General features: G+C 56.9%; 12 protein-coding genes and 3 pseudogenes. 10 read left to right on the forward strand and 5 right to left on the reverse strand.

The features are described 5' to 3' along the window. Positions 1-93 precede the first annotated feature (93 nt). The 4 genes from ACP97_RS18500 (at position 94) to ACP97_RS18515 (ending at position 4,209) form a co-directional block, all read left to right on the forward strand. On the forward strand, positions 94-732 hold the full coding sequence (locus ACP97_RS18500; protein ID WP_049999320.1) for a TetR/AcrR family transcriptional regulator: 639 nt from the start codon (positions 94-96) through the stop codon (positions 730-732). Positions 733-1,346: 614 nt separating this feature from the next. Beyond that, positions 1,347-2,231, forward strand: coding sequence for an ATP-binding cassette domain-containing protein (locus tag ACP97_RS18505; protein ID WP_237561248.1), 885 nt, complete (start codon positions 1,347-1,349; stop codon positions 2,229-2,231). Continuing rightward, the gene (locus ACP97_RS18510) at positions 2,228-3,067 is read left to right on the forward strand and encodes an ABC transporter permease (RefSeq protein WP_049999321.1); all 840 of its coding nucleotides are present in this window, start codon (positions 2,228-2,230) and stop codon (positions 3,065-3,067) included. Before ACP97_RS18505 ends, ACP97_RS18510 begins: the two co-directional genes overlap by 4 nt. Positions 3,068-3,099: 32 nt before the next feature. Continuing rightward, positions 3,100-4,209: an enolase-like domain-containing protein gene (locus ACP97_RS18515; protein ID WP_049999322.1), complete on the forward strand. Its 1,110-nt coding sequence runs from the start codon at positions 3,100-3,102 to the stop codon at positions 4,207-4,209. On the opposite strand, the gene ACP97_RS21105 is transcribed toward ACP97_RS18515, so the two are convergent. Next, positions 4,171-5,241, reverse strand: coding sequence for an FAD-binding oxidoreductase (locus ACP97_RS21105; RefSeq protein WP_049999323.1), 1,071 nt, complete (start codon positions 5,239-5,241; stop codon positions 4,171-4,173). The genes ACP97_RS18515 and ACP97_RS21105 overlap by 39 nt on opposite strands. Beyond that, positions 5,221-5,696: pseudogene (locus tag ACP97_RS18525) on the reverse strand (FAD-binding oxidoreductase); the annotation flags it as partial. The pseudogene ACP97_RS18525 and the gene ACP97_RS21105, both read right to left, overlap by 21 nt. A 184-nt stretch (positions 5,697-5,880) precedes the next feature. Here ACP97_RS18525 and ACP97_RS19465 point away from each other — a divergent pair. Continuing rightward, a pseudogene (locus ACP97_RS19465) lies at positions 5,881-6,061 on the forward strand (IS6 family transposase); the annotation flags it as partial. On the opposite strand, the pseudogene ACP97_RS20970 reads toward ACP97_RS19465, so the two are convergent. Beyond that, positions 6,043-6,225 (reverse strand): annotated as a pseudogene (locus tag ACP97_RS20970) (IS6 family transposase); the annotation flags it as partial. The pseudogenes ACP97_RS19465 and ACP97_RS20970 sit on opposite strands and share 19 nt — an antisense overlap. An 89-nt stretch (positions 6,226-6,314) precedes the next feature. Between ACP97_RS20970 and ACP97_RS18535 the strand changes: the two are divergent. Both ACP97_RS18535 and ACP97_RS18540 read left to right on the forward strand, forming a co-directional pair. Next, the gene (locus tag ACP97_RS18535; RefSeq protein ID WP_049999326.1) at positions 6,315-7,484 is read left to right on the forward strand and encodes an IS701 family transposase; all 1,170 of its coding nucleotides are present in this window, start codon (positions 6,315-6,317) and stop codon (positions 7,482-7,484) included. Between the two features lie 105 nt (positions 7,485-7,589). Next, positions 7,590-8,417, forward strand: coding sequence for a hypothetical protein (locus tag ACP97_RS18540; RefSeq protein ID WP_237561245.1), 828 nt, complete (start codon positions 7,590-7,592; stop codon positions 8,415-8,417). Positions 8,418-8,564: 147 nt separating this feature from the next. On the opposite strand, the gene ACP97_RS19470 is transcribed toward ACP97_RS18540, so the two are convergent. Continuing rightward, a complete protein-coding gene (locus ACP97_RS19470) occupies positions 8,565-9,524 on the reverse strand; it encodes a GHMP family kinase ATP-binding protein (RefSeq protein WP_079977724.1) in 960 nt (319 codons plus the stop codon). A gap of 42 nt (positions 9,525-9,566) precedes the next feature. Further along, positions 9,567-10,382, reverse strand: coding sequence for a DUF7839 domain-containing protein (locus tag ACP97_RS18545; RefSeq protein WP_049999327.1), 816 nt, complete (start codon positions 10,380-10,382; stop codon positions 9,567-9,569). Positions 10,383-10,529: 147 nt separating this feature from the next. Between ACP97_RS18545 and cbiT the strand changes: the two genes are divergently transcribed. The 3 genes from cbiT to ACP97_RS18560 are packed head-to-tail and all read left to right on the forward strand — an operon-like array spanning position 10,530 to position 12,795. Then, a complete protein-coding gene (gene cbiT, locus ACP97_RS18550) occupies positions 10,530-11,096 on the forward strand; it encodes a precorrin-6Y C5,15-methyltransferase (decarboxylating) subunit CbiT (RefSeq protein ID WP_049999328.1) in 567 nt (188 codons plus the stop codon). After that, a complete protein-coding gene (locus ACP97_RS18555) occupies positions 11,093-11,941 on the forward strand; it encodes a cobalt-factor II C(20)-methyltransferase (RefSeq protein WP_049999329.1) in 849 nt (282 codons plus the stop codon). Before cbiT ends, ACP97_RS18555 begins: the two co-directional genes overlap by 4 nt. Then, the gene (locus ACP97_RS18560; protein ID WP_049999330.1) at positions 11,938-12,795 is read left to right on the forward strand and encodes a cobalt-precorrin-4/precorrin-4 C(11)-methyltransferase; all 858 of its coding nucleotides are present in this window, start codon (positions 11,938-11,940) and stop codon (positions 12,793-12,795) included. Before ACP97_RS18555 ends, ACP97_RS18560 begins: the two co-directional genes overlap by 4 nt. Position 12,796 lies beyond the last annotated feature (1 nt).

The raw sequence follows: 12,796 nt of genomic DNA on the forward strand, positions 1-12,796 counted from the left end.
TGATACTCGGCTCCATAACCAGATATCTGTTTCGGTCATGTATTCACATACGATGACCGTATTAGTTATGTATTCACAGGCCGGAGGAGTGGTATGCGTGGTTTCAGCGACGAGGAACGAGATCGCATTCGAGAACAGTTGATCGAGACAGGACGTGAATTACTACTCACGTACGGACCGAAGAAAACGACGGTCGAGGACATCACAGATCCCGTCGGGATCGCGAAACCGACGTTCTACCAGTTCTTCGACGCGAAAACCGACCTCTACATCGTGATTCTGGAACGCGAACTACAGGAGTACATGGAAACCGCCCGGTCAGAGCTTGAGGGCGTCAACGACCCCCAAGAGGCACTGGAGCGATTGTTCTGGTGTTATGCTGAGTTCGGCGAAGGGAACCGGTTCATCCAGCAAACAGTCATTCAGGGCAACTACCAGGATATAATTGGAAGCGGAAAATCGGAGCAGCTCGACAATCTAGTTCGAACCGAGATGGCGGAGTTCATTCCTCTCATCGAAGACATCCAGGGTCGAAGTGATGGTCCAGTCTCTGAGATGGACCCACTCACTGTTCTGGGCATCATGGGGTCATCGATCGGTCTGTTGGTGCTCCACAAGGACGAATACGAGCAATACGAGGGTCAGTTCGAGGGTATCGAGGAAGGCTACTACTACCACATGCAGGACACGTTGATCACAACCCTCGCACGAGGATTGACAGTCGAAGGATGAATTCTGGTATCTGAGATCAGGCAAGTAGATTGCTCATGCACGACTGGACTCGAAATCTATACCGATAGTCTAAATTTCACACATATATCTATGCATGATGAATCGACCTAGCCGTCATCAGATACAACTGAAGAACGCAAGAACAACCATTTCAGACCTTCATTCGACCACTTTCACCCCACACATGGCTCAGGTTTATCATCTAAAAAAAACGTATGGAAAGCGAGGAGATATAGAGCAATGACTATCGACAAGTACACCAAGAGTCTGCTGACCGCAACCAGCACTCGAGGCGTCAGCACCACCAATTCAGATGGGATCGAAGCAACACGTCGCTTCGCGAACAACCGACCACGACTCGTGAACGAAGGAACGAGCGCATGAACGAACGCCAGCCGCCGCGACGTCCTGCTGAAGTTACAGAACTGTCAGACATTGCGGGAACAGACTCTACTGAGACGAGCCAATGTCAGTCTCTCTCGTCATCGTCACTTCCTGCCGATCGTGACCGCACTCTCGAGAAGTATGACGACAAACTAGATCTCGCAATCGAAACTGATGGTCTCAAGAAATCATTCGGAGACACGCGCGCCATCGACGGCATCGATCTCCGAATACCCCGGGGCTCCGTATACGGGCTTTTAGGTCCTAACGGAGCCGGTAAGACCACGGCGATACGAATACTCACGACGTTGCTCCGCCCTGACGCCGGCACTGCGACCGTTCTCGGGCACGACGTCGTTCAGGACGCAGCCGACGTCCGTGCAAAGGTGAGTCTCACGGGCCAGTACGCCTCGGTCGACGAGGACCTCACTGGACACGAGAACCTCGTCCTCGTGGGACGCCTGCTCGGCTTCTCGTGGCGAGACGCGAAGAAGCGCGCCGATGAACTACTCACGGCCTTCGGCCTCGAAGACGCTGCCACGCGCCAGGTACGGACGTACTCCGGTGGTATGCGGCGTCGACTCGACGTCGCCGCGAGCCTCGTCGTCACACCCGAGGTGCTGTTCTTAGACGAGCCGACGACAGGTCTCGACCCACGCAGCCGAAATCAGGTCTGGGCCATCATCCGCGCCATCGCTGCCGAAGGAACTACTGTTCTTCTCACCACGCAGTATCTCGACGAGGCCGACCGTCTCGCCGATCGCCTCGCCGTCATCGACAATGGCCGCGTCATCGCTGAGGGGACGAGCCGCGAACTGAAGGCCGCCGTGGGTGCGAGCACTCTCCATCTTCAAGTCCAAGATCCGAGACGCCGAGAAGAAGCCGAAGCTATCTTGCGAGACCACTTCAGCATGGACGTCCATAATGGAACCGACCGGGATACCCTCTCCGCGAGCGTTCCACACGATGAAGAGCCAGCGGCGGTGCTGACGGCACTCTCGGATGCCGGCGTAAATGTCGCCGAGTTCTCGCTCGGGCAGGCGAGCCTCGACGAGGTCTTCCTCGCACTCACCGGTCAACCCGCTGAGGACACGACGGAGGAGGTGGCCGCATGAGCAACGAGACCACTCCATCGAACACAGTCGTCGAGGAGGATCTCGACGATGTCCTCTCGCGGGTCGAACGGCCGTCTCGCCCAGGCCCAATCTCCGCCTCGCTCACTCTCGGGTGGCGGGCGCTCCTGAAGATCAAGCACGTGCCGTTTCAGCTCCTCGACGTCACGGCATTCCCGCTCATGTTCACGCTGCTGTTCACCTTCCTGTTCGGGGGCGCTCTCGCCGGATCACCACAGCAGTATATCCAGTTCCTGCTGCCGGGTATCCTCGTCCAGTCTATCGTCTTCATCACTGTCTATACGGGCGTCGGCCTCAACACGGACATCGAGAAGGGCTTGTTCGACCGTTTCCAGTCACTCCCGATCTGGCAGCCTGCGCCGCTGGTCGGGGCACTCCTCGGCGACGTGTTGCGCTACTCGATGGCGGCGCTCATGGTTGTCGGGCTCGGTGTCGTTCTGGGTTTCCGTCCCGGAGCTGGGATTGTGGGAGTGCTCCTCGCGCTCGCGCTGGTGCTCGTCTTCGCGTTCAGCGTCTCATGGATCTGGGTTCTCGCGGGGTTGCTCGTCGACACCCCTGAGTCCGTTATGACGGCGAGCTTTCTTCTGCTCTTCCCGCTGACGTTTGTTAGCAACATCTTCGTCGACCCGGCGACCATGCCAGCGTGGCTCCAGACCGTGGTCAGCGTGAATCCCGTTACGCATCTCGTCGACGCCTCCCGGGGCCTCATGCATGGAAACGTCGCTTTGATGGATGTGACATGGGTGCTCATCGCCTCTGCCATAATCATTATCGTGTTCGCACCGCTATCGCTTCATATGTACCACAAGGAGCGATAAGCGCATTTCTGGAATCAAGAGAGAACTATCCTATGCAACTATATGACCGGGTGAAGGACTTGCCGCTCGATATAGACAGCTATGAACTCACCCACCACGAGCAGAACTGCACGGGGGATTTTGCCCGTGCAAGCGTCGTCTTATCAATACAAGACCACGCTCCAGACACTCCTGAATTCAGGAGACCATGCACTCAGATCGCACTGCGCGGACAGGAGAGTATCGGCTACGGCGAAGACGTTACCTATGACAAAGTAGACCATCAGGCGCTCCTCGAATCTTCGTCTGAACTCCCGCTTGCCGGGAAGTACACGATAGCGTCGTTTTCGGCAGCGCTCGACAGAATCGATCTCTTCCCCAACCGTGAACCAGAACGTGAGGCGTCTCGGTACTACCGCCGGTGGGCACTCGAAAGCGCGGCCCTTGATCTCGCACTCAAACAGGCTCGAATGGATTTGGCCACCGTCCTCGACCGGGAGTACGACCCTGTTCGGTTCGTTGTGAGCAACCGCCTTGGCAATCCCCCGACGTTTGACCGAGTAGCTACTTGGCTTGAATTGAACCCCAATTTGGAGTTCAAGCTAGACATCGACTCTGGATGGACAGGCACACTGATTGGACAACTCGCGGAGATCGATGCCGTGCAGGTTCTCGACTTCAAAGGCCGATACAAAGGAACGATGGTCGATCAGCCCTCGAATGCGGACCTCTATCGGCGTCTCATCGAGAATTTTCCTGATGTGCTCATCGAAGATCCCGTTCTCACCGACGAAACACAAGCACTCTTCGAAGGCATTGAACATCGAATCACATGGGATGCGCCGATCACGGGCGTGAGGAGTATCGAGCAACTACCGTTCGAACCCGACTGGCTAAACATCAAGCCTTCGAGATTCGGGACGCTTGAGAGCCTCTTCAATTCGATCGAGTACTGTCTCAATCACGATATCCAGATGTACGGCGGCGGTCAAACCGAGTTGGGTGTCGGCCGTCAGCACATCCACGCTCTCGCGTCGCTGTTCTATCCTTCGTCGCCGAATGATATCGCTCCCCGGCCGTACAATCACCCGGAACCCACTTCTGGCCTCCCAACTAGTCCACTCTCACCTCCAGCAGATCCTCGCGGATTCGAATGGCACTGACAACCGAGGAGAATGACAACGGCCGATTATAGAGTTCGCCAAAGGCCGAAGGAAAAAAGAGCGGTTCGGGAATCGATTTTGAGATTGGTCGGAAGTGGCTTGGAGGTCAGCCGACGGCTGGATGTTCTGGGTCATGTGGAACACGTTCTCAGGATCCCACTCGGTTTTCAGTTTGACGAGGCGATCGTAGTTCTCGCCGAAGGCGTGCTTCACGTCGTCGTCCTGCATCAAGTAGTTCGCGTAGATCCCCTCCGTCGAGTGCGGTCGCACCATCTCGTAGATGTCTTGGGCCCAGCCCATCATCGCCTCGTCGTCGGCTGGGTCCGACCACCCGATCCCAATTCCGACGTTGTACGCCGCATCCCGGTGTGAGAAGGCCGTCTCGGTGGATCTGACTCGGGTGACGGCACCGCCCATCGACTCGAACCAGACGCTCGAGAACAGGTTGGGGAGGGCATCGATCGCATCAACGAGCGTATCGATGAGGTCGTCGGAAAGCTCCTCGATGTACACCGATTTGCCGTAGTAGCGCTGGCCTGGCTGGCCCTCGTCGGAGGTTGCCTTGAACGCGGTGTACGACATCGACTCAACGATCGGGAGGATCGGCTCGCCCCACGAAATGAGCGGCTCCAACGCGACTCGACCGGCGTCGACCTCACCCGACCAACAGCCGATGAACGCGATGCCCGTCTCGCCCTGCTGCTCCTCGGGGAAGGGCTCCATCGGCGGGATGGTCATGATCATCGGGAAACAGGTGAGCTCGTCGGGTGCGTCGATCATGAACTCCCGGAACATCCGAAGTGCCTCACCGGCGACGTCGAACGGGTGGAAGATCTGGACGGTGAGCACCTCGTGGCCGATCTCATGGAGTTGGAATTCGAACTCGGTCACCACGCCAAAGTTGCCCCCACCGCCGCGCAACCCCCCGAAGAGGTCGGGGTGTTCCGACTCGCTCGCCCGGACGATCTCGCCGTCGGTTGTGACGACCGTAGCGCCGGTGAGATTGTCGCACGTGAGGCCATAGTTACGCATGAGCCAGCCGATGCCGCCACCAAGAGTCAGGCCACCAATGCCGACCTCGGGGGAGCCCCCGTGGTCACGGCGAGTCCGTGGGCCTCTGTGGCCGCGTCGAGGTCGTTCACCAGCGCACCACCCCCGACGCGGGCCTTCTTCGCGACGGGATCGACCGTGACGTCGTTTATCCGTGAGAGGTCGATTACGAGGCCATCGTCAACGATGGCCATTCCGGTGGTGTTGTGACCGCCCGCCTTCACACTGAGTGGTGTGTCGATCTCACGAGCGTAGGTGACCGCGGCCACCACGTCGTCAGTGTCGAGACATTGTACAATCAGCCTCGGATGTCGGTCGATCATGCCGTTGAACACCGTTCGCGCGTCGTCGTATCCGTCTTCACCCGGCTTCAGGAGCTTTCCGGTGAGGAGTTGAGCGAATGCTTCTTGCCTATCCACATCGTTGGATGCTGTCATCGCATTAGCCTCTGTAAGACGGTAAGGTAGGCTGTGCTAGTGGTCTGATCGAGGAATAGTCCAAGCATAGCCGACATACTCAACTATCATTGATAAGTGTTATCTGTCTTAATAAATTCGTATCACCCCGCACTCTCTAGTTGAGGTGGCTTGAGGAATGAGCAGGTCGTAGCGAGAACTGATCATGGAACTCGGTGACCTGCTCGAAGAGACGTTGAGCGTGGATTGTGATGAGGTTTGGGACAACGAGCGCACCCTGACACCCATCAGGGTGTTCGGGGTACGTCTCCATTCGATGGGGCTGTCGCTCCGAGAGATTGTCGCCGTCTTCGAGTGGCTCGGCGTCGACCGTTCCCATGAAGCGGTCAACGTCGAGGAGATCGAGGATCGCCACGGTCTCTCGGAGCGACAGTCCCGCAGAATGGAGTTGGACGGTGAACGCCCTGACGGGCGTCGCCGTCCACTCTCGGTCCCAACAGTCACTATCTGTCGTCCCTAACGCATCATCGAGCAGGTCGCTGAGTGGCATGAACAACCAGCTCTTCGACCTGCTCACTCTTAACTACTTGACTTCGCACGTTATGCTGACTGAGCGCGTAGAGAGCGTGTGAAACGCTGATGCTACCGATCACGTCGTTCCTGTCGTGTACCGAGCCAATCGACCAGTTGGAGTGTTTCTCAACGAGGCAGAAACACCACGCCAAGACCTACGTGACAGGTCTTGTTGCCGCCAGCAACAAGACCGTTCAGGGCATCTCGAACCACGTTCTTCCAGCCAAAAGCGAACGCGCACTCAACAAATTCCTCACCGAGTACGACTGGGACGAAAACCAACTCAACAGAGAACGACTCGAACTCCTTCAGCAGGCCAACGAGACCCGATGGACCAGTGAAGGTGTCGTCATCATCGACGACACCTTCACGCACAAAGTCGGTGAACACATCCCCAACGCCGGGAAATTCTACGATTACACCGTCCCGGGATACATCTGGGGCCAGAATCTCATCTACGCACTCTATGCTGACGAGAAAACTACCTACCCGCTCGGTTTCCGTCTCTACGAAAAAGACGCACAGCGACGCGTTGAGCTTGCTATCGAACTCGTCGACGAACTCTCCGAGATAGGTGTCCCCGCGGACACCTATCTCTTCGACACGAGCTACTGTTCCGAGGAGTTCGTCATGTGCCTCGAAACCTATGGCAAAGAGTGGGTTTCAGCTGTCAAAAGTAACGCACGCGTGAGCTACGGTGGTGAACGAATCCGTGTCGATGCGCTCGGCAAGCGCATCGACATAGTCCCACGCACGATCAGCAGCGAAACCTACCACATCTGGACGCAGAAGCGTGACGTCAGCCGTCTCGGCGAGGTGAAGTTGCTGATCACCGAGAAGGAACCGAACGAAGAAGGCGAAGCAAGTGTGAAGTACATCGTTTCGAATAAGATCGACGCGCCAGCGAGCCATCTCATCGAGTTGTACGCGATGAGATGGCGAGTGGAGACGGTCTTCAGGGACACCAAGCAAGATCTTGGTTTGGGAGACTGCGAGCTCCGGCACGCCGCAGGTGCCAGTCGGCACTGGCACCTGCTGATGTTGGCCTACAGCCTCCTAAAGCTCGGTGCTGCAGACAGCGCCCTTGGAACGATTCTCGCACACGCGAGTTCACTTCGCAACGACATCAAACGATCCTTCCGCGAGAGCGTTCAAAATCTTCTCTCCTGGGCGCTCAACAGTCCCGACCGCAGCACCGACGAGCTAATGCACCAAATTGAGGGGATGTTCGTCTAACGTGCGAAGTCAAGTAACTAGGGATAGTACGGATGCCCTCTCCGAGAGAGTATGCTACCCCCCTCGCCAATCAACCTTTTGGCTGGCCTAAATCAGAAGGGCAGTTTGATTAACTTCGGCGCGTCTTCGTATGCTTGGGTATTTTATACTATAGCGAATGGAAATAAGTACATGGTGTTGCACATCAGACGCGCACTCGGCAACGGCGTCTCGAAGACACTCACAACGGCCGGGCTCATATTCGTCGTTCTGATCGGTATCGCTCAGATCGCTTTCTTGGCATTGTCGAACACCCTTGCTGAGGCGTTTTTGGCAGGTCTCGACCTCCCGGCAGGGATTACCGAAACCACGGCCTCAGTCCCACTATCGCTGCCAATATCGGCGACCATGGCAGGAGTGCTCTCGATCGTTGTGCTCCTCGCATTGCAAGTGATCACGGTCGTTCTGATTCGCGTGATGACCGCGGATCGTCCTGCCATCACCAGTGAGACGTACACGCGACGGATGGGCTGGGTGGTACTCAATTCGGTCGTTGGCGGAATCGTCCTCGGAATCCTGTCAACAATGGGGCTCATCCTGCTGATAATCCCGGGACTGTTCCTGACGGTGAGCTTGTTGTTCACCGTGATCTACATCGCTGATGAAGACGAGAGCTTCTTCAGCGCGATGAAAAACAGTTGGAGCCTCGCGTCGGGTAATCGATGGCGATTGCTCGGGCTGTATGTCGCCGTCTTCGTCGTGTACATGATTCTCTCAATAGTTCTTGGACTCATCATGCCACCCGCGTCGATCGTCTCACAACTCGCTACGGGTATCCTCTCAACCGTTCTGGTGGTCTATCTGATGGCTGTACTCACTGACGCGTACCGTCAACTCCGTCGCGATGACCAGCCTGGACAGGGAACGGACATCGATTCGAATACTGCCGTCTAAGATCATTCAATAGTTCTCTTGGCCTGAACATGAGAGTCGATCAGAGCCACACGTTCTGTGACACCATAGAATCATTGGCCTTCTCTACCTGTTCTTTTTCCATACTTCGGGAGTTAGCAGGATTTCATACCATCGGGTCCGTATCACTCAAAATAAATGGTAATCAGCAATCTTAGCGCCTCCTCCAACTTGCCAGATACGAGATTCGATACCTAGCGCTTCAACTTCGTTGGCAACTTTCCCAGCGTGCTCGGCGGTTGTGTTGAGATACGCGGTTGCTCCCGTGTCTGATGAGAAAAAGACTGGAATGCCGTTTTCGCGCAGGCGACGTGTTAATGAGAGTAGACGGAGGGTTTCTGGTCGCCAATAAATCCAGCCTTCAGGACCGGTCATTGTTACCGCGAGAAGGCTCAGTGAGTCTTGTTCAGCGAGCGCGAACGTCGATTTAAAATTCCCATTTTGGATTGCTTCGCGCATCTCTGCTAAGGCGCCATGTATATACGCGAGTCGCCCATCGAAAAGGTGAGATTGTGGTGTTTCCCTGTGTGCATGCGAGGTCTGCTTATACTGTGATACCAGTCCCACTACAATCCGAATATCTTCGTCAAACGAGTTCGCTATCGGCTCTGCGACACAGTTTTCATCACATCGATCCGATCGGAGGTGTGAGAATCCACCCGTTATGCTTCGTGCTGCTGATGTTGCACCGCGCCGCGCTACCGCAGAGAGTTCTTTACGGGACAGTTCTAGCTTCGCAGCTGTCGCCGCTGCAAGCGTAAGTGCTGCAAACGCGGACGCTGAAGCACCGAGACCCACATTTGACTCAAAGGTATTCTCGGATACTACCCGGGCAGACGTATCTATACCTGCAAGACTCCGAATCCGGTTGAGGACCGTCGTTGCTCGTTCATAACCCTCACTGTCGATTTCAGCGCCATTCACGAGACAGGAATCTCTTCTATACCCGAATTCCACAGTGGTGCGCGTTTTCGATGGAGTTGTGCAAATAGAGATAGAGTCATGATATGGGATATTGTATTCGGTATCTCTAAGTCCATGATACTTGATCAAGCCTTGAATCGGATGGGCTTGTGCGGTCGCTTTCATGAGCGGAACTGTGATTTTCTTCTAATACTCACCGCGGATCGATCACTCTTCAGCGGCATCGACTACCTCATAGCTGATGTTTCCTTCCCGAAGCTCGTCCGTATGCGCTGAAAGGACGTTCGTTGTGGCTAGCAGTAGGACATCTAGCCCTTTCATAGCCGCCTCCCGTACAGCAGCGACAGTACCGAATCGGATATGCGGTTCGAAGCTCGCTGTGCGGACTGCGGCTAGCGCTTCGGTGCCGGCGGTCGCAATCAGTTCGTGCGTGTCGACATAGTCGGATACCAGATCGGGATCTACTGTTGCACTTCCTCCGTTTTCGACGTGAGGAACCGAAACAATCGTCACCGTCCCTACATCATAATCGACGACCCCGTCGAAATTCGTGATGCCAACGTCCCGGTCAGCATTCGCATCCGTTACTGCAACTGCAGTTGCGTTGCCGACGTCGCCAGACAGTGCTCGTAATACGCCCTCTTGCATCGTGAGTGAGACGGTTTCGCCCTCACTGATTGCCGTCTTTGCGATGGCAGTTTCGGTTTCCACTTGTCCAATGACGTCCTCAGAAACGTGTTGGACGAATTCGTGCAACTCATCGGTTTGGGACATGAGCCAGTCAACCCCCTCCTTGGTAACTTCGTATCGGCCGCGGCCGTGTTTGATAGCATATTCCTGCTCGACGAGGTCGAGAAGGTAATCGCTCACTGCTTGGGCAGTGACACCGATAGCGTCAGCGATTTCCCGTTGGCTTACCGCCGGCTGTCGCTCTGCAATCTGTACCAAGATTTGATATCTGGTGGCGTTGCGTTTGCTTTGGAGAACACTGGAGCCGTCGGCGTCGTCAGTATTCTTCGACATTATACGTGCTCAGCAGTGATAACTCAAATATTTTTGCTTTACCCCGAGTGAAGTTGTCTTTTGACCCCGCCACCCCCGATCTACACAACCAAGGGCGTCTTACAACAACCAAAATTGTTTTACACTCCACGCGAGTTGTCTATAGTGATGTCCCGCGTATCGCTTCCACACGAGGCGAAGGCCGGTCCAACGAAACCGGAGGTCAGAGCCGTCCTTCTAAGTAAACTCGATCTCGGACCGACCGACCATTTCACGGAGGTCGGCTCGTGTACCGGAGCCGTCACGGTCGAGGCGGCCCGGCGCGCCGGTCGGGTCACTGCGCTCGAACGAAAGCCGGAACGATTGGAGACCACTCGGAAGAACCTCTCCGCAAACGACGTCAATGGCGTGAAATTCCGCGAAGCAGAAGCACCCGATGGGCTGCCAGACGACGCGGATGTGTTGTTTCTCGGCGGCAGTCGAAACTACGAGACGGTTCTCGACCACGCGGTCGAAACCGGCATCGACAGGGTAGTCATGAACGTCTCGCGGCTCGAAATCGCCGGCGCGGCGGCTGAGGCGTTCCGCGAACGAGACCTCCTTGATGAAATCGTCCAATTTCAGGTGAGTCACGGCTACGACCTCGCCGGCGCAACGAGTTTCGATTCGGACAACCCGGTATACATGCTCGTTGGCGGGACCGGCGAGGTCGCGGCAGACGGAGGAACCCAATGACTCTCCACGGTGTCGGACTCGGTCCCGGTGAAGCCGATCTCGTGACCGTTCGGGGAAAGCGGATTCTCGAATCGGCCGCGGTCGTGTACTCGCCCGGACGCCTCTCCCGGTCGGTTGCAACCGAACACGTTCCCAAAGCGCGCATCGGCAATCTTGACTTTCCCATGACTCGCGATGAGGACGAACTCCGACGAGCGTGGAAGAAGGCTGCCGAAGAGATCGCACCGCGTGCGCACGAGGAGACCGTCGCCTTCGTCACATTGGGCGACCCAAACGTCTATTCGACGTTCGGCCACCTCCGGCGAACGCTGTCGGCATTTCATCCAGCCGTCGACATCGAAATCGTACCCGGCGTGAGTGCTGTCACGGCCTTCACCACCGCACTCGGCATCGAAATCGCGTCGGGAGCCGATATCGCGCTCCACGAAGCCGCCCGCGGCGCGGCCCCCACGGGTCCGGACCGGATGGTGCTGTTCAAAGTCACCGACGTACCTGCGACGCACGAGTCTCTCGTGGCGGCGGGTTACGACATCGTGTACGGCCGCCGGCTCTACATGGAGCAGGGTGAGACCATCGTGACCGACGACCCCGCGGCGCTGGCTGACCGGGATTACTATACGCTGGCGTATGCCGAAAAACGCGACCTCGATGTAGAACCCGCCACCGCGACGTTCGAGACCGCAACGACTGAACCCACCTCAGATGGCAAAGCGACGAAGACGGATGGCGGGTCCACATCCAAAGGAAATCGAGAGCTAACCGACGAGACGCCGAGCGAGGTCGCACGAATCGAACGCGCCGAGGGTGAGCTCTGTGGCGACGAGGTTTCGGGAGTCTCGCGATGACTGACCCGCAGGACGCCATCGATTCGGAGACAGCCAGCACGATCGAGCGTGATCCGCGCATCGGCGAGCGAACCGCCGGCGAAATGCAAGAGGGGATTCCGTTCATCGGTGCCGGTCCCGGCGATCCGGGATTGCTCACTGTGACAGGAAAGAAGTTGGTCGAATCAGCTGATTTGGTTGTCCACGCTGGATCGCTGGTCAATAGCGAGCTTCTCTCCAAGTTCTGTGCCGATGCCGAACAGGTATCGAGCATCGGCAAGAATTTGGAGGAACTGGTACCGCTAATGAGAGACGCCCACGAGGACGGACGAACCGTCGTCCGGCTCCACAGCGGGGACCCTGCGATCTACGGCGCGGCGCTCGAACAGATGGACGCACTCGAACACGAGGGAGTTCGGACGTATCTCGTGCCGGGCGTGACCTCAGCGTTCGCAGCGAGTGCGACACTCAGGACCCAACTCACCCTGAACGGCGTGGCGAACCACGTCGCGTTCACCCGGCCGCAGGGGAAAACCTTGGACCCCGAAGAGGACCACATCGGCGAGTTCGTCGGGATGGGCGACGTGACAACCTGCATCTATCTCGGAACCCACGCTGTGGGCGAGACAATGGACCGACTTCTCGACGAGGGCCACGACCCAGAGACGCCCGTAGCCGCCGTCTATCACGCCTCGTGGCCCGACGAAGACATCGTGGAGGGAACGATCGCCACCATCGGCGAGAAACTCGAAGACGCAGGCTACCGTGCCTCCGCGATGGTCGTTATTGGCGATGCCGCGCGGAAAGCGGGCTACGAGCGGTCGTATCTCTACGGCGACTGGGCGAATCGCGGACAAAGCGAGGCGGACGATTGAA

This window comes from Halococcus sediminicola (assembly GCF_000755245.1).
GTDB classification, from domain to species: domain Archaea; phylum Halobacteriota; class Halobacteria; order Halobacteriales; family Halococcaceae; genus Halococcus; species Halococcus sediminicola.